Annotated in this window: 17 protein-coding genes and 1 other RNA gene; 16 read left to right on the top strand and 2 right to left on the bottom strand. The window is 58.8% G+C overall.

Features of this window, described 5'->3' with window-relative positions; translation table 11 throughout:
* Window positions 1–30 precede the first annotated feature (30 nt).
* The 10 genes from HMPREF9334_RS08055 to leuB all read left to right on the top strand — a co-directional run bounded on the left by HMPREF9334_RS08055 (window position 31) and on the right by leuB (window position 14931).
* Window positions 31–7005 (top strand): autotransporter outer membrane beta-barrel domain-containing protein, encoded by a 6975-nt coding sequence (locus tag HMPREF9334_RS08055; RefSeq protein ID WP_169311791.1) that lies wholly within the window; start codon window positions 31–33, stop codon window positions 7003–7005.
* 184 nt (window positions 7006–7189) lie between these two features.
* On the top strand, window positions 7190–7504 hold the full coding sequence (locus HMPREF9334_RS08050; RefSeq protein ID WP_006692968.1) for a hypothetical protein: 315 nt from the start codon (window positions 7190–7192) through the stop codon (window positions 7502–7504).
* 60 nt (window positions 7505–7564) lie between these two features.
* Window positions 7565–8545: a diaminopimelate dehydrogenase gene (locus HMPREF9334_RS08045; protein ID WP_006692967.1), complete on the top strand. Its 981-nt coding sequence runs from the start codon at window positions 7565–7567 to the stop codon at window positions 8543–8545.
* Between the two features lie 76 nt (window positions 8546–8621).
* Entirely contained in the window at window positions 8622–9248 is a 627-nt protein-coding gene (locus HMPREF9334_RS08040; RefSeq protein WP_006692966.1) for a class I SAM-dependent methyltransferase, read from the top strand.
* A gap of 116 nt (window positions 9249–9364) precedes the next feature.
* Window positions 9365–10309 (top strand): hypothetical protein, encoded by a 945-nt coding sequence (locus tag HMPREF9334_RS08035; protein ID WP_006692965.1) that lies wholly within the window; start codon window positions 9365–9367, stop codon window positions 10307–10309.
* A 113-nt stretch (window positions 10310–10422) separates the two neighbouring features.
* Entirely contained in the window at window positions 10423–10953 is a 531-nt protein-coding gene (gene ilvN / locus HMPREF9334_RS08030) for an acetolactate synthase small subunit (protein WP_006692964.1), read from the top strand.
* The gene (gene ilvC / locus HMPREF9334_RS08025) at window positions 10934–11950 is read left to right on the top strand and encodes a ketol-acid reductoisomerase (RefSeq protein WP_006692963.1); all 1017 of its coding nucleotides are present in this window, start codon (window positions 10934–10936) and stop codon (window positions 11948–11950) included. Before ilvN ends, ilvC begins: the two co-directional genes overlap by 20 nt.
* A 152-nt stretch (window positions 11951–12102) precedes the next feature.
* Window positions 12103–13365, top strand: coding sequence for a 3-isopropylmalate dehydratase large subunit (gene leuC, locus HMPREF9334_RS08020; protein ID WP_006692962.1), 1263 nt, complete (start codon window positions 12103–12105; stop codon window positions 13363–13365).
* Window positions 13365–13868: a 3-isopropylmalate dehydratase small subunit gene (locus HMPREF9334_RS08015; RefSeq protein ID WP_006692961.1), complete on the top strand. Its 504-nt coding sequence runs from the start codon at window positions 13365–13367 to the stop codon at window positions 13866–13868. The genes leuC and HMPREF9334_RS08015 overlap by 1 nt, the downstream gene beginning before the upstream one ends.
* On the top strand, window positions 13858–14931 hold the full coding sequence (gene leuB / locus HMPREF9334_RS08010; RefSeq protein ID WP_006692960.1) for a 3-isopropylmalate dehydrogenase: 1074 nt from the start codon (window positions 13858–13860) through the stop codon (window positions 14929–14931). The genes HMPREF9334_RS08015 and leuB overlap by 11 nt, the downstream gene beginning before the upstream one ends.
* A 336-nt stretch (window positions 14932–15267) precedes the next feature.
* Here the strand turns inward: leuB and HMPREF9334_RS08005 are convergent, their stop codons facing one another.
* Window positions 15268–16461 (bottom strand): MFS transporter, encoded by a 1194-nt coding sequence (locus tag HMPREF9334_RS08005; RefSeq protein ID WP_006692959.1) that lies wholly within the window; start codon window positions 16459–16461, stop codon window positions 15268–15270.
* 231 nt (window positions 16462–16692) lie between these two features.
* On the opposite strand from HMPREF9334_RS08005, the gene HMPREF9334_RS08000 reads away from it, so the two are divergent.
* A complete protein-coding gene (locus tag HMPREF9334_RS08000) occupies window positions 16693–17352 on the top strand; it encodes a 3'-5' exonuclease (protein ID WP_006692958.1) in 660 nt (219 codons plus the stop codon).
* Window positions 17353–17436: 84 nt separating this feature from the next.
* Here HMPREF9334_RS08000 and ssrA read toward each other — a convergent pair.
* Window positions 17437–17788: a transfer-messenger RNA gene (ssrA, locus tag HMPREF9334_RS11755) on the bottom strand.
* Between the two features lie 181 nt (window positions 17789–17969).
* On the opposite strand from ssrA, the gene lpxC reads away from it, so the two are divergent.
* From lpxC to lpxB, 5 genes are all read left to right on the top strand, one after another.
* Window positions 17970–18794 carry a UDP-3-O-acyl-N-acetylglucosamine deacetylase gene (gene lpxC / locus HMPREF9334_RS07995; protein WP_006692957.1) on the top strand — a complete coding sequence of 275 codons (825 nt, stop codon included), beginning with the start codon at window positions 17970–17972 and terminating at the stop codon, window positions 18792–18794.
* 1 nt (window position 18795) lies between these two features.
* On the top strand, window positions 18796–19236 hold the full coding sequence (fabZ, locus tag HMPREF9334_RS07990; RefSeq protein WP_006692956.1) for a 3-hydroxyacyl-ACP dehydratase FabZ: 441 nt from the start codon (window positions 18796–18798) through the stop codon (window positions 19234–19236).
* A 199-nt stretch (window positions 19237–19435) separates the two neighbouring features.
* The gene (lpxA, locus tag HMPREF9334_RS07985) at window positions 19436–20248 is read left to right on the top strand and encodes an acyl-ACP--UDP-N-acetylglucosamine O-acyltransferase (protein ID WP_006692955.1); all 813 of its coding nucleotides are present in this window, start codon (window positions 19436–19438) and stop codon (window positions 20246–20248) included.
* 9 nt (window positions 20249–20257) lie between these two features.
* Window positions 20258–21061, top strand: coding sequence for an LpxI family protein (locus HMPREF9334_RS07980; RefSeq protein ID WP_039957464.1), 804 nt, complete (start codon window positions 20258–20260; stop codon window positions 21059–21061).
* A gap of 196 nt (window positions 21062–21257) precedes the next feature.
* Window positions 21258–22391, top strand: coding sequence for a lipid-A-disaccharide synthase (lpxB, locus tag HMPREF9334_RS07975; RefSeq protein ID WP_006692953.1), 1134 nt, complete (start codon window positions 21258–21260; stop codon window positions 22389–22391).
* Window positions 22392–22398 lie beyond the last annotated feature (7 nt).

The raw sequence follows: 22398 nt of genomic DNA, 5'->3' as shown, positions 1-22398 counted from the left end.
TTCTCTGGAACGCCTGCGTATGCAGCAGATGTGACGATTTCGTCAGGTGATACGTCGTATCAGTATCGTGGCATCAATGGCAAAACCATTACGCACAGTGGAACCGGGAATAGAATTACGGTCGGTGAAGCTGGAAAGGGGAACCTTCCCAATATCAGTAATGGAGATGTGAGCGGTGCAGGTGATGCGTATGAACTCGGAGACATTACGGATAATACGCTCATCATACGGAGCATTCGGGTCAATGGCAGTGTATATGGCGGTCGGAGTCGTCAAGGGAAGATCACGGGAAATACTGTCGAGTTCAGTGGGGGTACTGTCGTACAGTCGATTTATGGCGGCTATACGGACAATAGCTCCAATGCGAACACACTTACGGGAAACAGGATCGACTTTAGCGGCGGAACCGTAAACAGTCAGCTCTTTGGCGCCGCTACGCGAGGATCCGGAGCGTTGACGGACAATCATGTCGTTGTGCGCGGCGGTATCGTTGAGGGAACGCAATTTTCCGCAGGAGCATTTTCGCAAGGATCGGGGCAGGTCAGCGGAAATACGGCAACACTCAGCAGTGGATCGGTAAAGAATCTGGTGGGAGGTGTTTCCCAGGGGACAGGTCACGTAACGGGGAATACGCTCACAATCAGCGGCGGAACTGCCGGCATACTGGTTGGCGGCTATTCTTCGAATGCAGGAAATGCCACAGGGAATACGGTCACTGTCATCGGTGGAACGGTGACGGGGCAGATTATCGGTGGCAATGCTGCGGGGTCGGGAGCGGCAACAGGCAACACGGTGAACCTTGGTGACGGCACGTCCGGCACGTTCAAATCGGGGACGAACCTCACGGCTGCGGATATTCTCGGCGGCAACAAGACAGATGTAACGGGTAATACGCTGAATGTCTATGTAAAGGACGCAAGCGTGAAGTCTGTCGCCAACTTTGAAAACTACAAGTTCAAACTGAACAGCGCGACCACATTTGACGATACGATGCTGACCGTCGCCAATGCGGGTGACTTCGCAGGAACGGGCGTTGACCTGAACAAGATCACCGTCGACAGCACGGGGCTGTCGGTGGACTACCTCGGGACGCAGCACGGCATCAAGCGCATGACCCTTTTGAAGCGCAGCAATGATACCGATACGTTGACGTTCCGAAACTATGCGGCACGTGAGGCGGCGACGGCGACCGAGACGCATGAGTTCAGATTTGTTACGAATAATGGCACAGGTACGGCGAATGCCCTCATGCTGGAGGCGAGCCGATTCAAGGGCAGTCATGTCACGTATGACGGCACAACACCGACGTTCGGCGGCGAGGTCTACGGCGGACTCTCCCGCTTTGGTCATACGACGACGGGCAACACGCTGACGGTGACGGGGAAGCCCACATCGGGAACGCCGCTCTCCTATGCCTACGGTGGCAAGAACGAGGGCGCAGCGGGTGATGTCAAAGACAATACAGCGACGCTCGATCTCCCGAACAACAATACCGCGATCAAGGATATCTACGGCGGTAAAATCACGAACGCAGCCAATGCGGGCGAGGTCTCGGGCAACATCGTCAATATGAAGCAGGGCACGGTGGAGTATGCGGTCGGCGGGCAGACCGACGGTACAGGTGCGGCGAAGAACAATACGGTCAACCTTACGGGCGGCACGGTGACGAGGGAGATCTATGGCGGTCTCAGCGACAAGGGGGCGGCGACGGGCAACACAGTCACGATCTCGGGCGGCACGGTCGGCAGCTCCACCACTGCCGATGTCTACGCCGGCAAAAAGACGACGGCTGCCGGCAGCAGCGCATCGAACAATACAGTGAATCTCGGTGCGGAGGATGGTACCTATACGGCAGACCTCACCAAGGCAAAGATTCACGGCGACAACTCCACAGATGGTGCGGTCAACAACAATACGCTGAATGTCCGCGGTAAGAATATCACGGTCAACAGTGTGGATAATTTTGACAAGTATAAGTTCACGCTGAACAATAATATCAAAGACGGCGATACGATGTTGACGCTGAAGAACGACGGCTTTGGCAGAGAAATCGACTTCGCGAACAATTTCGGTCTGGATACATCGAAGCTGACGGGAAAGCCGACCGGCATCATCACCCTTGTCAAGAGCGCGACGGGGACGCTGAAATTCAAGTCAGGTTACGTGCCGCGCGATCTCGGCAGCACGGACAATGTCGAGTATTTTGTCGGCACCGACACGGGGGAGCGTGAAGGTTCCTCCGTGGTCATGGGGTACAATATCTTCAAGGGGAATACGTGGACGTACGACGGCACGAATCCGCCGAATGCGAAGGAGCTGTTCGGCGGTGCCTCCTACAACAACCACACGACGGAGGGCAATACACTCACGATCACAAATACCTCCACAACGCAGTGGGTGGGCAATACCTACGGCGGCAAGACGGCAGGACGCACGGGCGGTTCCAAGAACAACCGCGTCGTCGTTGAGAATACGGGGGTCGGCGGCGGACTCTCCTACGTCCACGGCGGTGCCGTTACGAATGAGAAAAACGCTGCGGGCACGGTCACAGGCAACAGCGTCACGCTGAAAAATGGTCGTACTAGCACGGTCTACGGCGGCTATACGCGGGGCAAGGGCGCGGTTGGCGGCAGTGCGGACGGCGCAGGCAATGCGGTGACGTTTGAGAATGGCACTGCGGGCGATGTCTACGGCGGTGCCATCGACAATTCGGACAGTACGGCTGCTGTCACGGGCAACAAGGTCACGATCCAAAACGGTACATACAACCGGCTCTATGGCGGTCATACCAAGGGCAAGGGCGCGGCGCAGAACAATGAGGTCATGATCTCGGGCGGCACGAGCAGCGATGATGTCCACGGCGGCTACACGCATGACGGTGGCGCGGCGACGGGCAACAAAGTGACGCTGACGGGCGGCGTCGTTAACGGTCTGGTCTACGGCGGCTATACAAATAACGGCGGCGATGCCACGGGCAACACAGTGACACTCACGGGCGGCAAGGTGACGGATAAGGTCTACGCCGGATACGCAGATGGCGGCGGTGCGACCACGAACAATACGGTGAACCTCGGGAACGGAACGGGTCTTGCTGCAGGTGCCGATCTTTCGGGTACCTCCATTTACGGCGGCAATCGGAGCGACGTGACGGGCAACACGCTGAACGTCAAGGGTAAGAATATGACCGTCAAGACGGCGGGCAAGTTCGAGAACTATACCTTCTATTTGGGGAATGATGTAAAGGACGGCGATACGCTGCTGACGTTCGCGCAGGCGGGCGGATTCGACGGCGATGATGTGGACTGGTCGAAGCTCAATCTCGACGCGGAGACGCTTCACGCATGGAGTACGGGCAAACAGCGCACGAATACCATCACGCTGCTCAATGCGGCGGGTATGACGTTCACAAGTGCAGCAAATCAGCGTCTCCTCAGCGTCCATGACGGCATGGAGTACGGTCTGCGCACGGATCATGTCGGCAGCACGACAGCGAACAAGATCTACCTTGATGCGAACCGTTTCAAGGACGGCGTGGTCGACTTTACCGCCGCGACGACGGGCGAGGCACTTGGCGGCATCTCTCACTTCGGCAATACGACGGAGAGCAATCGGCTGACGGTCAAGAGTCTCGCCGCAGGTGCGCACAGTGCCTACGGCGGCAAGACGATGGGCACGGTAGGCGGCTCGATCAAGAATACGGTCACGGTCACGGGGACGGGCGCGGGTACGCTGACGAACGTCTACGGCGGCTACGTTGATAAGGCTGCGAACAACGGCGATGTGACGGGCAATACGGTGACGTTCACGGGCGGCAAGGTTACGGGCACGGTCTACGGCGGCTACACGAATGGCGGCGGTAAGACTACAAACAATACCGTCAACATCGGCGCGGATCCGACGACACTGCGTCAGGGCGATGCCTCGACGCTCGCGGCGGGAACAGATTTTACTGCTGCTGAACTCTACGGCGGCAACAAGTCCGATGCAGTGGGCAATACGCTGAATGTAACGGTAAAGGATGCTGCGGCGAAGAAGGCGCAGAACTTCGATAAGTATACGTTCTATCTGACAAACTCTGTTGCGGCAGACAAGTCGTCGAGCGGCACGGTTGATGATACCTACACCACGAGCCGCGGCACGATGCTGACACTTGCGAATGGGTTTGACGGGCAGACGGCGGACTGGAACAAGGTTACGGTCGATACGTCGAAGCTCTCCGCCGACAAGACGCTCGGCGCGATCACGCTGATGAAGAGTACAGCGGCGAACAAGCTGAAGTTCTCGAACTATGCGGCGAAGAATCATGCGGTGAGCGGCGACTATGAGGTCGTTCAGCGCACGGATACAAATACGGGCGAGGCGAACGCTGTCCTCATTGACGTGAACCGCTTCCGTAACGGTGAGGTCGTTTATGACGGGGTCAATCCGAACGCCAAGACCTACGCCGGCGTTTCCTACGGCGGCAATACGGCAGAGAAGAATACGATGACGCTCACAGGCATTGCCTCGGGCAAGACGGTCAAGTATCTCTCGGGTGGACGCTCGGAGGGGGCTGCGGGTGGTGCGGTAAACAACACCGTAAATCTCGTCGGCACGGGCGCGGGTACGCTCGAAGATGTGTATGGCGGCTATATCGGCAAGACAACGAACGCTGCGAATGCGACCGGCAACACGGTCAACATCGCGGGCGGCACGGCGCAGAATGTCTACGGCGGCTACACAAACGGCACGGGTAAGACCACGGGCAACATCGTGAATATCGGCTATACCGACAAGAACGGTGCATTCCATGCGGTCGCGGACGGCACGAAGGTTACGGGCACAATCTACGGCGGCAGCAAGTCCGACGATGTGACGGGCAACACGCTGAATGTGCGCGGCGCGATTACGGCAGGGCAGATTGCAAACTTTGAGAAGCTGAACTTCGCCGTGAACAAGGATCTGGCGGGCAAGACACTCCTCTCCATCAACGGCACTGCGGCGACTACGGGGCTTGACTGGCAGAAACTGACGGCGGACATTGCGACGACAGACCTGCCGACGAAGAGTTACGGTGCGACGCGCGTCACACTGATGTCGAATGACAAGGGCATCGACTTTGGCACGACCTATGACAAGGCAAAGGAAGTTGTCGCGGGCGATGTCTATGAGTTCTCCGTCGATACAGATACCCATGCGAAAAACGGCAAGTCTGTCTATGCGGACGGCTACCGTTTCAAGGACAACAAGTTGGCGACGTTTGCGGCAACAGACGGCACTCATGTTGAGGCATGGGGCGGAAAATCTGTCCTCGGCAAGACGGTGGAGGGCAATGTTCTCACCGTTACGGGCGGCAAGATCACGGATACGGCGTATGGCGGCACGTCGAGCAAGGGCAAGGCGCAGAATAACAAGCTGGTCATGCGCGGCGGCGATGTACAGACGCTCAAGGGCGGCTTCGGCAAGACGGCGACAGACAACACCGTCGATGTCTTCGGCGGCACGGTGCGCGGCGATGTCTACGGCGGTCACGCGACAGACGGTGATGCATCGAAGAATACAGTCAATCTCTATGGCGGCGTTCAGATCGGCGGTACGATTCACGGCGGCAAGGCGAGCGGGGCAAGCAAAAACAACACGCTTGCGGTGCGCTCGTTCGGCACGCAGGCGAAGGATTTTGACAATGTGCAGAATCTGCATTTCTACGTACCTGCGGGCACGACACCTGCAGAGACGCGCACGATGCTGACGCTCACGAATACGGGAGCAAAGGATGTCAAGGGGCTGAGGTTCGGTGTCGGGATCGCGGGCGACGCAAAGGCATTCAAGCCAGGCGATGCAATCAGTCTGCTGAAAACCGCAGGAACATTGGCGACGGATGCAGAGCTGAAGAACGATGGCAAGAATACGATGACGGCGACGCAGGGCGGTATCCTCGACTATACGCTCAGCCTCGCAAAGCGTGGGAATAATGAACTCATCGCGACGGTCAAGAAGGTCGCGGCAAACGACCGCAGCAAGTCGCCGGTCGAGACGCGCGTGGCGGCGAGCGCACTGCTGAACGCAGGTGCAGACCTCCTCTCGAATGTCGGATATACGGCTGCGGCTGAGGCGGCGGCTGTGATCTCGGCGAGTACGGCGCCCGCCGGCTCCTCTGCCGAGGGGACGCGGAACACGGATGCAGGACTTGTGGCTGCGGAATCTGCCGGCGCAAATGCGATGGCGGCAGTCAGTGGCGCATTCCAGCCGTGGGCAGCACAGAGCGGTTCGGCCGTGCGAATTCATTCCGGTTCCTACGTGGATGCAAAGGGGTGGAATCTCAACGTCGGCTTTGCCCGTACGAACGAGATGAATGACGCGAAGCTGACCTACGGTCCGTTTGTCGAATACGGGCGCGGTACGTACGACTCCTATCTGGACGACGGTACGCACGGCAGCGGTGCGATGCACTACGTCGGCGGCGGCGTGATGGCGAAGATGATGCAGGACAGTGGCCTGTATGTTGAGGGCAGCCTGCGTGCGGGACGTATCTCGCGCGACTACACGGGCAGCGGCGACGCAGCGGAACTGAGCTATGACGATGCGAGCACATATTATGCGGCACACATCGGCGTCGGTCAGGAGTGGCAGCTTGCGGGCGGCGATAAGATCGAAGGCTATGCGAAGTACTTCTACGCGCATCAGGCAGGCAATACAACGAAGCTGCGTTCGGGCGCAGATCTCGAATTCGGCGATGTGGAATCGCACCGCCTGCGCGTCGGTGCCCGCTATACGCATGCAGTCGGCGGCGGCAGCGAACTCTATGCGGGGCTTGGCTACGAGTATGAGTTCGATGGCGCGGCAACGGCGATGTATCAGGGCTATGCAACGCCAAGTCCCTCGCTCGGCGGCGGTACGGGAATCCTCGAACTCGGCTACCGCTTTGCGCCGAAGGACGGCCGCGTCAGCTACGGCGTGAACCTCATGGGTACGAAGGGGAAGCGCGACGGCATCGCAGGCGGCATTCAGGTCAACTGGGCGTTCTGAGGTGGATGCTTGAAAAGGGGCGACCTTAGGGTCGTCTCTTTCTGTATACAGAATTATTTTCGTTGGGCGGTTGCGTGTGTACGAGAATCGTTCTATAATAAAAAACGCCCACAGGGGCAGGATATATCCAGAGGAGCTAACGATAAAAGAAATTTATTGCTAGCGCGTATAAGAGGTGATACGAGTGAGTGATACGTACAGTGTCGCCATCAGCTATGGCGACGTGCTCGGTTGGATTGATTACGATGCGGCTTCGCGCTCCGCGACGGTGAACCTCGCGGACGAGAAGGGGCGCACGGCGGTGGAGGAGTTCCTCGCCGCAGATCATGAGGTCGAGGTGCCGCATGAGACGCTGATGGACTTCACGAAGGAGACCGTCACTCCGCTCGCGGATCGCGGGAGCTTTGAGCTGGCGCTCACGCGCCTTTGGAACGAGACGAGTGTCCAGGTGGACTGGTCGCGTCCGGTCGACTATGTGAAGGCGCACCCGCATTACTGAGGAAATGTATTTCCTCGCAGGTTTTACGCTGTCCATGGGGGGATGGCGGGAGGAGTTTTTATGATTCGTATTGGTATTCTTGGTTATGGCAATCTCGGACGCGGTGTGGAGTACGCCGTCGAGGCAAATGAGGATATGGAGCTGGTCGCTGTCTTTACGCGGCGCGACCCTGCGTCGGTGAAGCCGCGCACGAACGTGCCGGTTGTCCATGCGGACAAGGCGGCGGAGTGGAAGGATAAGGTCGATGTGCTCATCCTCTGCGGCGGCTCTGCGACCGATCTGCCCGAGCAAACCCCTGCGTTTGCAAAGCTGTTCAATGTCGTGGACAGTTTCGACACGCACGCAAACATTCCCGCGCACTTCGCGGCGGTGGATGCGGCGGCAAAGGCGGCGGGACACGTTGGCGTGATCTCGGTTGGCTGGGATCCGGGGATGTTCTCGCTTGCACGTGTCTACAGCAATGCCGTGCTCACGAACGGGACGGACTATACGTTCTGGGGACGTGGGGTCAGTCAGGGGCATTCGGATGCGATCCGCCGCGTGCCAGGGGTCAAGGATGCCAAGCAGTATACCGTTCCCGTGCCTGCCGCACTTGAGGCGGTGCGCAGCGGTGCAAATCCGACACTCTCGACGCGCGAGAAGCATACGCGCGAGTGCTATGTCGTGCTCGAGGAGGGTGCAGATGCGGCTGCGGTGGAGAAGGCGATCGTGACGATGCCGAACTACTTCTCGGACTATGATACGACGGTGCACTTCATCAGCGAGGAGGAGCTGCAGCGTGATCACGCGGGGCTGCCCCATGCGGGCTTTGTCGTTCGCTCGGGCGCGACGGGCAAGGATGGCGAGCACAAGCACGTCATTGAGTTCAACCTGAAGCTCGACTCGAACCCCGAGTTCACGGCGTGTGTTCTCGCGGCGTATGCACGCGCGGCGCATCGCCTAGCGTCCGAGGGAGCGAAGGGCTGCAAGACCGTCCTCGACATCGCCCCTGCCTATCTCTCGGCACGGAGCGGTGCAGAGCTGCGTGCGGTTTTGTTGTAAAATCCAGTGCCTCGTGCATTTTTGCACGGGGCACTTTTGTATTGGTGCTGTGGCATTCGCAGAAAGGAGGAGCAGCATGGGTCTGCTTCGTAAATTTTTCAGCAATATGGGAAACCCTCAAGGGAAGATGGGGAAATTTGTCATCGCCATGATGAATCGCGGTCATGCGGGCATTGCGGCGTGGGGCTTTTCGCATCTCGACCTGCAAGGGAATGAGCAGGTGCTTGACTGCGGCTGCGGCGGTGGTGCGAACGTCGCCGTGTTCCTGCGGATGGTGGACGAGGGGCATGTGACGGGGCTGGACTATTCAACGGTCTCCGTAGCGAAGGCGCGTGAGGTGAATCGTGCGGCGATTGATGCGGGACGCTGTGAAATCGTGCAGGGGAATGTGCTGGAACTGCCGTTTGATGACGGTCGGTTCGATGTTGTGACGGCGTTCGAGACGGTGTATTTCTGGCCGGAGATTGCGCGCTGCTTTACCGAGGTTTATCGCGTTCTGAAAGCTGGCGGCGTGTTTATGATAACGAACGAAACAAGCGGAAAGACGGGCGCACATGAGAAATGGCAGAAAATTGTCGATGGAATGTCTGTCTATACGGGGGAGGAGCTTGAAAGCCTGCTGACGGGCGCGGGATTTGCACGCGTGGAGATTGACGAGGATTTGAAGGCAGACCGCTTGAACGTTCGGGCGTATAAGGCGTAGCAGTCTTTTTGATACGATAAAAGCGTCCCGTGATCGACGGGACGCTTTTGCTATTTCGCCAAACGACATTTTCTGCTATAGTAAGGGCATAGACTGGATGAGAAAGGAGTGCTGCTATGGCGATTACACCGCCGACACCGCCCACGCCTCCGACACCGCCGAAGATCACGCTCGGTGATGCGGCGCGGGACGCACAGGCGAATACGACGCATACGACAGGCGACGCGCAGGCGGAGCAGCAGGCGCGTGACTCCGTGGCGCAGGGAAATGGCGCACTCTCCAAGACAACGCATGAAACGCCGAAGTCGCAGAACTCTGCGGAACACCCGAACGCTGCTGCGCGTACGGATGCGGCAAAGGGCGATCCCGTCAGCACGTCCGCGTCGAAGGTGGATCGCGGGACGAAGGTCGAGGGGCAGACCGGCGCGGATGTCGCGAGCAGTCTCGATATGGCGCAAGAGAACGCGGTGCTCAAGCAGCAGCTTGCGGGGACGGAGCAGAAAACGCCGGAGGCTCCGCAGTCCTACACGGCGACGAGCGGGCTGTACTATGCGGGGATGATCGTCGTTGCCCTTGTGCTCGGGGGGGTCCTCTTTCGCCGTTTCTTCCAAAAGAAGCCTGAGGCTTCCGCGATGGAAGAGCCGTCCCTCGGAGAGCGCATTCTCGCGCATGATCGGGAGCGTACGGCACGCGCAGACGAATCGCACGCACAGGAGACACATGACGATCTCCTTGCGGCAGCGGAGCAGACGCGGCGTGCACGCGATACACGCAGCGAGCTCCTGCCGGAGTTTACCGGACTGACGGCGGGCGAGGCACTCGCACGTCTGATGGAGGAGGAGACGGCTGCGCCGCATACGCTGCCTCCTGTGGAGGCACCGCCACGCCCCACACGCACGCGTGCCGCTGCGCCGAAGCCCGCTGCACAGGCGCATAGAACGACGAGACAAACACCGCCCGTACCATCCCCGACCATGCCATCGGCACAGAAGACCTCTGTAAAAAGCACAGAGAAGCAGGAGGATGCGGAGGAGAAGCCGCGTTTCGAGGTGCGTGTCTGATGCGTATACATGTACGCAGCGCCTAAAACATATTGACAAATGCTCATGCGTCGGCGATAATGAAGAAGTTTTCACGAAAATACTTGCAGTGCGGCGGGGAGGAGATTGCTTCTATGAAACATGTGCTGTCCGTCTTTGTGGAGAACCAGACCGGAGTTCTGGTGCGCGTTGTAAGTATGTTTTCGCGGCGCGAGTTCAACATCGACAGCCTGTCTGTCGGCGTGACGGAGTCGCCGGATTTCTCGCGCATCACGGTGGTGATGCAGGGGGATGGAAATCTCGTCGAGCAGATGATCAAGCAGCTGGAAAAGATGCCCGTGGTGCGGGCGGTTCAGCGACTGGACGAAAAAAGTGCGGCGTGCCGCGGCATGACGCTCATCAAGGTGCGGGCGGACGATGACAATCGTCTTGACGTGCTCAAGATGGGCGAACTGTTTCGTGCACATGTTGTCGATGTGGAGTCCGCCTCGATCATCTTTGAGATCACGGGCAGCGATGACAAGGTGACGGCGTTCCTGAAGGTGATCAAACCTTACGGCATCGTCGAGGTCATCCGTACGGGGCTCATTGCGCTCGAGCGGGGGGAACACACAATTTATGAACATTGTGAGGAGAGGGAGTACTATGGCAAAAACTTACTATGATCAGGATGTCAACTGGAGCGTGCTCGAGGGCAAGACGGTCGCGGTCATCGGCTACGGCAGCCAGGGTCATGCACATGCGCTGAACCTGAAGGACAGCGGCGTGAATGTTGTCGTCGGTCTCTATGCGGGATCGAAGTCGGCAAAGCTCGCCGAGGAAGATGGTCTGAAGGTGCTCCCCGTGGCAGAGGCGGTCAAGGCTGCGGATGTTACGATGATCCTCATTCCGGATGAGAAGCAGGCGGCTCTCTACAAGAGCGAGATTGCGCCGAACCTGAAGTCCGGCAGTGCGCTTGCATTCGCACATGGCTTCAACATCCATTTCAACCAGATCGTACCCGCCGACGATATCGACGTATTCATGGTTGCGCCAAAGGGACCCGGTCATCTCGTGCGCCGTACCTTCCGCGAGGGCGGCGGCGTGCCGGATGTGTTCGCGGTCGGTCAGGACGCGTCGGGCAAGTGCTTTGACCTTGCACTCGCCTATGCACGTGGTATCGGCGGAACGCGTGCGGGGGTCATTCAGACGACGTTCCAGGAGGAGACGGAGACCGATCTCTTCGGCGAGCAGGTCGTCCTCTGCGGCGGCGTGACGCACCTCATCCAGAACGGTTTTGAGACGCTGATCGAGGCGGGCTATCAGCCGGAGATCGCGTATTTCGAGTGCTTCCACGAGATGAAGCTCATCGTCGATCTCATGTATGAGGGCGGCATGGCAAAGATGCGCAAGTCCATCTCCGATACGGCGGAGTATGGCGACTATAAGGTCGGTCCGCGCATCATCACCGAGGAGACGAAGGCGGAGATGAAGCGTGTTCTTGCCGAGATTCAGGACGGCACGTTTGCGCGCCGCTGGCTCACGGAGAACAATGCGGCAGGTCGCGCGAACTTCCTCGCGGAGCGCCGCATCCACGCAGAGCATCCGATCGAGGAGGTCGGTAAGGAGCTGCGCGGCATGATGTCGTGGCTCAAGGACGGCGCGGATCTGCGTAAGGATTAAACCGCCGCTCCCCTGCCTGCCCCGCCGCAGCGGGGAAGGGGGACCACGCGCAGCGTGGTAGAAGGGGCGCTTCATCAGGGGCACAACAAAGGGGCTGCATAGCCCCTTTTTCTGTTCTGTATCTTTGTGGTGATATATTTTTGGAGGGCAATATGGGCATGAATATGAGCGAGAAGATTCTCGCACGCCATGCGGGATTGGATCACGTCGAGCCGGGGCAGCTCGTGACGTGCCGTCTCGATATGGTGCTCGCAAACGATGTGACGGGGCCGCCGTCCATCAAGGAGTTTGAAAAGACGGGTCGCCCCGTCTTTGACCGCACGAAAATCGCGCTGATTCCTGATCATTTCCAGCCGGCAAAGGACATCAAGTCCTCGGAGCTGGCGAAGATCATGCGCGACTTTGCACGCAAGCATGACATCCTGCACTACTATGAGCAGGGGCGCGTCGGCATCGAGCACGTCATTCTCCCCGAAAAGGGCATCGTCGGCCCCGGTATGCTGACGATCGGCGCGGACTCGCACACCTGCACCTACGGCGCGGTGAACGGCTTCTCGACGGGTGTCGGTACGACCGATCTCGCGGTCGGTATGGCGACGGGCGAAGCCTGGTTCAAAGTGCCCGAGGCGATCAATGTGCATCTGACGGGCAAAAAGCCCGCCGACATCAGCGGCAAGGATGTCATTCTGACGCTCATCGGCATGATCGGTGTGGACGGTGCACTCTATCAGAGCCTTGAGTTCACGGGCGAGGGCGTGGCGGATCTCACGATGACCGACCGTCTGACGATTGCCAACATGGCAATCGAGGCGGGGGCGAAGAACGGCATTTTCCCATACGATGATGTGTGCAAGGAATACGTCGAGGGACGCATGACGGGCGTGTTTGAGCCCGTGAACCCCGACCCCGACGCGCAGTACGCACGCACGGTGGAGATCAACCTCAGCGAGCTGCGTCCCGTCGTTTCGTTCCCGCATCTGCCGGAGAATACGAAGCGCGTGATGGATATCCCAGAACCGATTGCAATCGATCAGGTCGTCATCGGCTCGTGTACGAACGGGCGGCTTGAGGATATGGAGATTGCGGCGCAGATTCTCAAGGGACATGAGGTGCACCCGCATGTCCGCTGTATCATCATCCCCGGCTCGCCGTGGGTCTATCAGGAGGCGATGCGGCGCGGCTACCTCGATATCTTTATGGATGCGGGCGCGGCGGTCTCAACACCGACTTGTGGGCCATGCCTCGGCGGCTACATGGGCATCCTCGCGGCGGGCGAGCGGTGCGTGTCGACGACGAACCGCAATTTCCGCGGGCGTATGGGGCACGTTGACAGTGAGGTCTATCTCGCAGGGCCGCACGTTGCGGCGGCGAGTGCAATACTGGGGCGGATTGCAGCTCCCGAGGAGGTGGCGTGATGTTCGAGGGAAAGGTCTGGCGTTACGGCGATAACATTGATACGGATGTCATCATCCCCGCGCGCTATCTCAATACGTTTGAGCCAAAGGCACTCGCGGCGCACTGCATGGAGGACATCGACACGACGTTCGCCGGAAATGTGGCGGAGGGCGACATCATGGTCGGCGGGCGCAACTTCGGCTGCGGCTCCTCGCGTGAGCATGCGCCCATTTCGATCGCGGCATCGGGCGTGCCTGTGGTGATTGCGGCGAGCTTTGCACGCATCTTCTACCGCAACGGCATCAACATCGGTCTGCCGCTTCTTGAGATCGGTGACGATGTGGAGAAGATCAGTGCGGGCGACCGTCTGCGCGTGGACACGGCGACGGGGGCAATCGAGAATCTGACGACGGGCGATACGTTCCATGCGCATCCGCTGCCGGGCTTCGTGCAGGATATTGCGCGTGCGGGCGGACTCCTCAACTACATCCGCGAGAATGGAGGTTTCCGTCATGGCGTATAAGATTGCAGTCGTCCCTGGGGACGGCATCGGACAGGAGATCACGACGGAAGCCGTACGCGTCCTCAAAGCCATCGATGCAAAATTTGCGCTCGGGCTGACGTACGAGACGCGTGACGCTGGCGGTACGGCATACGATAAATTTGGCACGCCGCTGCCCGAGGATACACTCGCGGTCTGTAAGGCATCGGACGGCGTGCTCTTCGGCGCGGTCGGCGGGACGAAGTGGGACAGCGTGGAGCCTGCCCTGCGCCCCGAGCGTGCGATTTTGGGGCTCCGTAAGGGGCTCGGCCTCTATGCGAATCTGCGTCCTGTGAAGGTCGCGGACGCACTGATCGAGCACTCGCCGCTGAAGCCGGAACTCGTGCGCGGTGTCGATCTCGTCATCGTGCGCGAGCTGATCGGCGGCATCTACTTCGGAGAGAAGTGTGAGTCCGAGCAGTTGGACGGTGCGGAACGTGCGTGGGACATGGAGAACTACTCCGTGCCCGAGGTGGAACGCATCGCACGTCTCGCGTTCGAGACGGCGCGTCTCAGACGTGGCAAGGTCACGTCCGTGGACAAGGCGAACGTGCTCGCGACCTCGCGTCTCTGGCGGCGCACAGTGACGGCACTTGCACCGGAGTATGGCGATGTCGCACTCGATCATCTCTATGTGGACAACTGTGCCATGCAGCTTGCCGTGCGTCCGACGCAGTTCGATGTGATCGTGACGGGCAACCTCTTTGGCGACATCCTCTCCGATGAGGCGGCGGTCATCGGCGGCTCGATCGGACTGATGCCGTCCGCGTCCATCGGCACGGGGACAAGCCTCTTTGAGCCGATTCACGGCAGTGCGCCCGACATCGCGGGCAAGGGGATCGCGAACCCGCTCGGGACGATCCTCTCAGCGGCGATGCTCCTGCGCTATGCCCTTCATGAGGAGGAGGCTGCTGCTGCGATCGAGGCGGCGGTGGACGCGGCACTCGCGGACGGCAAGCGCACGGCGGACATCTATATCGCGGACACGGGCTGCACGAAGGTCGGTACGACGGAGATGACCGACGCGGTGCTTGCGTATCTGTAAAAGTATACATAGAAGCAAGGATGCTCTCGGAGCGCCCCTATCGGCTCGTTTCACTCGCCACTTACTGACCTGTCCGAGAAGCAAGCCCGAAGGGTGCAGCTGAGCGGGTAACAGGTCGTATGGGAAAACCTCCCAAGAACACAAGCCGAAAGGCGCAGTGTGATTGGAAGAGGTTGACCGCTCCCCCGTCGCGACGGGGGAAGCTAATATACCGTACTCCAACAGCCTCCCCCGTCGAAACGGGGGAGGGGGACCATGCGCAGCATGGTGGAAGGGGCGCCTTGATCACTCAATGAAAAATGCGGTACGAAGCTGTTTTGACTTCGTACCGCATTTTTATATTTCTGCGCCTCTTTTGTGTATATACCTCCACCAAACGAACAGTGCAAGGATGAGCAGCAGAACGCCTACCGTGGGAAAGAGGTAGTGCATGCCGAGATAGGTCGCGACCACACCGCCGAGGAGCGGCCCCGTGAACCCGCCGACCTGCTGCGCGGCGAAGAGCATGCCAAACACGCTTCCCTTGAGCTGCGCGGGTGTGTGCTGCGCGATGACCGCATTCAGCGAGGGCTGGATGCCGGCGAAGAAGAGCCCGACACCAAACTGCATTGCGGCAAACGGCACAAGTGTATCGGGAATCCCTTGCAATGTGAGCATCGTCCCCGCGCAGGACAGCGCAAGACACATCGCGCGGAAGTAGCTGCGCCGCGCCCCGAAGATGCCCCAGAGAGGAGCCGCAATCGCTCCTGCAATCCCTCCGAGCGAGAAGACAACGCCCGCGACGAGCACGATGTTTTCCATATCGCCTGCGAGGTATTTGATGTATGTTGTGATGACGGGCATGAGAATGAACGTCACCATCTGCGCGAGTGTGCTCACAATCATCATCGTGCGCAGAATGGGGATACGCCAGAGATGCCACGGGCTTTTCTCCTCCGATGTGAGTGGTGTATTGTCCTCCGGCATCGGAGGCTCCTTGATGATGAAGGTGAACGCAAGAAAATTGATGAAGAGTGCGAGTCCGCCAATGTAGAAGCTCATGCGCATACCGAACGCCTCCGCGAGCACACCGCCGAGCAGAGGCCCAACGACACCGCCCGCCGTCAGCGTGCCCTGCATGATGCCAAGGGAGAAACCAAGCCGCTCACGCGGCGCGTAGAGCGTCATGATCGCGAGATCCATCGGCCAGAGCCCCGCCGCAAATCCCTGAAAAACGCGGACGAGCACCAGCTGCTCAGGCGATGTGACAATGCCACCGAGCAGGTAACTGATCGAGATGAGGAGGCTTGCACGCATCGCCATGAGGCGCTTCCCACGGCGATCCGCCATGCGTCCCCAGATCGGTGCCATCACTGCCGAGACGAGGAACGTCACGGAGAATGCCAGCCCCGCCCAGAGATTGACCGAGGCCTCGTCCACGCCGAGCTCGTGCGTCAGATATATCGGCAGGAACGGAATAATCATCGTATAGCTCGCCGACATGAAGAGCACGTTGCACGTCAGTAGTGCGAGGATCACTTTCCAATTCATCTGCGGCCCCCATTTCCATATATCTGTATTCTACCACGTTTTTGAGAAAAGAAAACCAGTAGGGAGGGACGAAATACCTAAATATTGATTTTCTGAAAACTTTATGCTATGATAATGGAAACTCGGGACAATTTTGTAGGAAAAGCGCACTAATCAGAAGCGCCATAAAATACCGCAACACCCTCTGCTGCGCATCATTTGCGGCAGAATTTTCGGAAGTAAGGATTGCTCATGAAACACATCGTCGTAGACCTTGAGATGAACCCCGTCGCAAAAGAACACAGGGAGATCCGAAGAAAGCTCAACGGAGAGATCATCGAGATCGGTGCGGTGCGCCTGAATGAGAACTTTGAACAGGAGGACGAGTTCCAGTGCTATGTCTGTCCCGAGTACGGGATGGTGAAGAAGCACATCACCGAGCTCACGGGCATCACGCAGGAGAAGGTCGCAGGGCGGCCTGCATTCTCCGAGAGCTTTCACAGCTTCGTCGCGTGGATTGGCGAGGCAGAGACGAAGATCTATTCGTGGAGTATGTCGGACATCAAGCAGCTGCGCAAGGAGTGTCGGCTGAAACTGCCCGACTTTGATGTGAACTGGCTCGATGTGCGTTGGGTTGACCTGCAGCAGGCATTCGATGATCGTCTGGGACTCCACAACAGTCTCGCACTGAAGCACGCACTCGGCGCAATGGGGCGCAGATTCGAGGGCAGTCAGCACTCCGCGCTCGCCGATGCGCTCAACACGAGTGCCGTCCTCACCCTCATGCAGGACGATGCGCGATTCTGCGAGACCATGCGTCCCGTCCTCGAGATCCTCGAGCCCAGTGAGGGGCTGTCGAACTCCATCGGCGACCTTTTCCCCGATCTTGAAAAACTGAAGAGCAATCTGTAAGGAGCAGAGCGCCTGTGAAGAGACCGGCGCTCTTTTTCATGCGCAACAAAAAACCGCCCTCGTGGGCGGCTCTATCAATCGAGTTGGTGGAGATGAGGAGAATCGAACTCCTGTCCGAAGATAATACTACATGGATTTCTCCGAGCGCAGTCTGTGTATTTTTTTAGATGCAGTGCCGCCCGCAGACAGGCTGCAATACACCGATCACGATGAAGTTCCCGTGAGAGTTATCGTGCGATGGCTCTCAGGTATCCCGCGTTTGACCCCTGTCTCCATCCGTGCGGGAGGCAGACGGAAAGGGGCTGGCTTAAGCCGCCAGAGCGTAGTCTTCGTTTGCTTTTATGTTTAATAAAAGTGTTCACCTTACTAACGGGTTGATGACCCCCCGGCTCGCTGTCCACATACTACCCATCCCCGTCGAGACCATTACATCCCCGATAATGGAAGCGTATGTGCTTGTTTGATATAATAGCAGATGTCACGCGCTCTGTCAAATCGTGTTTTTTCTTGCAAGATGGAAAAATTTTTAGTATCATGTAAAATGGTTAGAATATGACCGTGTTATAGGGATATAAGGATAAATTCATTTTATCAGCGATTCCCTAGGAGGATAACGCTTGCAAAGAGAGAGAACGCTGGCGTCTCGTGTGGTCTACGATGGCATCGGACTGCACTCGGGGCGGCCGGTACATATGGAACTCGTTCCCGCCGCGACGGGGACGGGGATACAGTTCGCGCGTGCGGATCTGCCCGAGGCTCTGCCGGTTGCGGCGACGGCGGCAAATGTGACGGCGACGCTCCGTGCGACAACGATCGGTGCGGGAGCACTGAAATTCTTCACGATCGAGCATCTGATGAGTGCGCTCCACGTGCATGGCATTGACAACTGTCTTGTCCTGCTCGACGCGGAGGAACCGCCCGTGGTGGATGGCAGTGCGCGTACGTTCTTCCGTTTGATTGCCGAGGCGGGCACGGTGGAGCAAGACGCCGAGCGGCAGGTGACGGTGATCGACCGCGTCTATCGTGTGGATGATGGCAGCCACTTCGTTATGGCAGTGCCATACGATGGACTGCGCGTCTCGTTTACATCACTGAACGAGCATCCGCTCATCGGTGTGCAGTACTACAATCTTGAGGTGACCCCCGAGGCGTACGAGCGTGAGATCGCGCCCGCGCGGACGATTGCCTACGAGAAGGAGGTCAAGGCTCTGCAGGCAAACGGTCTCGGTCTCGGTGGATCGCTCGAGACCGTGATTGTCTACAATGATGAGGGGTGGATGAACCCGCTGAACTTCCCGAACGAGCTCGTGCGGCACAAGATTCTCGATGTGCTCGGGGATCTGCGCCTCGCTGGGATGATTCGGGGGCACATTATCGCGGTTGCGTCGGGACACGCGCTGAATACGGCACTGGCGAAACAGATTGCAGAGGAGAGGAAATAGCATGACTTTGGACATCAATGAAATTCAGCAGATTCTGCCGCATCGCCCGCCGATGCTGCTTGTGGATCGGATCACGGAACTTGTGCCGTTCAAATCGGCGACGGGCATCAAGTGTGTGACGATGAACGAGCCGTTCTTCCTCGGGCACTTCCCGGGCCACCCGATCATGCCAGGTGTCCTGCTCCTCGAAGGCATGGCGCAGGTGGGCGGCGTAACGATGCTCTATCCGGAGGAACATCGCGGCAAGATCGCGCTCTTTGGCGGGATGGAGAATGTGAAGTTCAAGCGTCCCGTCGTACCCGGTGATGTGGTTGTGACGAAGGCGGAGCTCGTGCGTGTGCGCGGTGTGTTTGGCGTGCTCCATGCGGATGCGTACGTCGCGGACGAACTTGTCGCCTCGGCAGATTTCAAATTCGCGTTGAAAAACGGGGATGAACTCTAATAATTGAGTGATAAATATAGAAGAACCCGACATAATCCACCGATAAACAGAATTGTTCGGCGATAACGGCTGATTTCCAGAGGTGAAAAAACAGCTCTTCTGTCGGATGATATAAAAGAAGCACTGTACTCTGTGCTTTTTTACAGAGAGTGGAATATGTCCGCCCCGATTTTGTTTGGGGATGAAGGAGTTGAAATAGATGACAGGCAGCAGCAAGGTTCTTGCCTACATCCATGAGACGGCGGTGGTTGCGCCGTCGGCGCGTATCGCGAAGAATGTGGAGATCGGTCCCTACGCAGTCATCTCGGATCATGTCCAGATCGGCGAGGGGACGAAGATCGGTCCGCACGTCGTCATCAAGGAGTGGACCCAGATCGGTCGTGACTGCCATATTTTCCAGGGCGCGTCGATTGGTGAGGTGCCGCAGGATCTGAAGTTCAAGGGTGAGAAGAGCTATACCTTCATCGGCGATCGCACGACGATCCGCGAGTGTGCGACGGTGCACCGCGCGACGGGTGAGGGCGAGGAGACGCGCATTGGCGACGACTGTCTGCTGATGGCATACACGCACATCGCTCATAACTGCGTGCTCGGCAACCGCATCATCATGAGCAACGCGGCGATGCTTGCAGGGCATGCGATCGTTGAGGACGGTGTTGTAATCGGCGGCATGGCGGGTGTGCACCAGTTTGTCAAGATCGGGCGCAACGCGATGATTGGCGGCACGTCGAAGCTTGTGCAGGATGTTGTACCGTTCACGATGGTGGACGGGCATCCCGCGCGTGCCGTAGGACTGAACAGTGTCGGCATCTCGCGTGCGGGCATTCCGATCGACGTGCGCCGTCGCATCAAACAGGCATATAAGATTCTCTATCGTTCGGGGTTGAATCTCACGCAGGCGATTGCGGTCATTGAGCAGGAGGTGGACTCCTGCGAGGAGATCGATCATCTCCTGCGTTTCCTCCGCAACGCAGAGCGCGGGATCTGTCGCGAACGTCATGAGGATGAGTGAGGGATAATGATGGAAAAACTGGGTCTGCTCGCGGGTGTCGGACATCTGCCCGCCGCGTGTGCGCGTGCGGCGCGTGCGCTCGGCTATGAGGTCCACGCAATCGCGCTCCTGCCGGACTGTGATCCGGAGCTGAAGGAGGCTGCGTCGGTCTATCGTGAGATCAGCATAGGTTCGATTGCCTCCATTCTGGCGTATTTGCAGCAGGAAGGCATTGGCAAAGTCACGATGATCGGCAAGGTCACGAAAGAGCTGCTCTTTACGGGGCAGATTCAGCCGGACGAGATGCTGCGCGGGATGCTCATGCAGCTGCCGAACCAGAACGACGATACAATCATGATGATGTTCGTCGGTGCGCTCATGAAGGTCGGCGTGACACCGCTTGACCAGACGGCACTCATCCGCCCGCTGATGCCTTCGGCGGGTGTTCTGACGAGCCGAGAGCCGAGTGATGCGGAGCGTGCGGATATGGAGTATGGGCTCCAGATGGCACGCGAGATCGGGCGGCTCGATGTCGGTCAGACCTCCGTGGTGAAGAACCGTGCGGTGATGGCTCTCGAGGCGATCGAGGGGACGGATGCGTGCATTCGTCGCGGCGGACAGCTCGCGGGCGGCGGTGCGGTCGTTGCAAAGGCGGCAAAGCCGCAGCAGGACAGCCGTTTTGACGTGCCGGCGGTCGGGCTGGACACGATCGAGTCGCTGGTTGCGGCAAAGGCATCCGCGCTCGTGATTGAGGCGGGCAAGACACTCTTCATCGACAAGGAGCGTGCGGTGGCACTCGCCGAGGCAAACGGCATTACGATTGCTGCGATGTGAGAGGTTTTGAGCGCCCCTTCCACCGCTTCGCGGTCCCCCTCCCCCGTTTCGACGGGGGAGGCTTTGAAGCAATGGCTGTTTAGCTTCCTTCGCCAGAGTGGGGGGAGCGTAGTGCTGATGGGGGGCGCTTCTAACGAATGCCGACTGCATTCGTAGTATGCTCGTTATTTGTCATGTTTAAGGAGGTCTTGCCTACTTGAAAATTATGCTTTCGGCGGGGGAGACCTCCGGCGATCTTCATGGGGCGGCACTTGCGCGTGAACTGCGTGCGCTTGACCCCACGGTTTCGCTCATTGGCTTCGGTGGCGCAGAGATGGAGGCGGCGGGTGTCGTGCTCCGTCAGAACTACGTCGACTATAACGTGATGGGCATCTCGGCGGTTCTGTTGAATCTCCGACGCATTTTTGCCCTCCTCGATGACCTCACGCGGCTCATGGAGGAGGAGCGTCCGGATGTGCTCGTCATCATCGACTATCCGGACTTTAACTGGCGGCTCGCGGCGCGGGCGAAAGAGCGGGGGATCCCCGTTTTTTCTTATATTCCGCCTTCTGCATGGGCGTGGCGCAAGGGGCGGGCAAAGTCCTGCGCAGCACTCGCAGATGAGATCGTTGCAATCTTTCCGCATGAGCTGCCGCCGTACGAGGCGGCGGGGGCGAACATCTCCTTTGTCGGCAACCCTCTGATCGATACGGTGCACGCGGAGATGGGGGCAGAGGAGGCACGGGAGCATTTTGGCATTGGCGCGGATGACGTGCCAATTCTTCTCATGCCGGGCAGCCGCCGTGAGGAGATCGAGCGTCTGCTCCCGCCCATGCTCGGCGCGGCAGAGATCTTGGCGGCGTGCGACTCCGCGCGGCGATTCTTCCTGCCCGTGGCGGGTGGTGTGGATGTCGCGCAGATCGAGAAACATCTTGCGAACTCCTCCGTGGAGGTCACGCTCACCCAAGACGCACGCTATGCGCTTATGGGCATCGCACGCGCGGCAATTGCGGCATCGGGGACGGTCGTCATGGAGGCGGCAATCATGGGGCTCCCCGCCGTCGTTCTCTATCGGATGTCTGCGCTCTCCTACTTCGTCGGGCGGCTGCTCGTCGACGTGCCGCGCTTCTCGCTGCCGAACATCCTCGTTGGCGAGACATTCGAGACAGAACTCCTCCAGGATGCTGTACAGCCAGAACGCATCGCGGAGGCGATGGAACGGATCATCATGGACGGCGCACCGCGCGACTATGTGACGGAGCGACTTGCACGCGCCGTTGCCATCCTCGGCGAGCCACACGCTGCGCGTCGCGTCGCAGAGAAGATTCTCGCGTTGGGGAAGCACGCATAATACATTT

Source organism: Centipeda infelix ATCC 43532, assembly GCF_000234095.1.
Taxonomy (GTDB): domain Bacteria; phylum Bacillota; class Negativicutes; order Selenomonadales; family Selenomonadaceae; genus Centipeda; species Centipeda infelix.
Note: the sequence above shows the minus strand (reverse complement) of the source record. Positions and strands in the feature narration are given on the sequence as shown.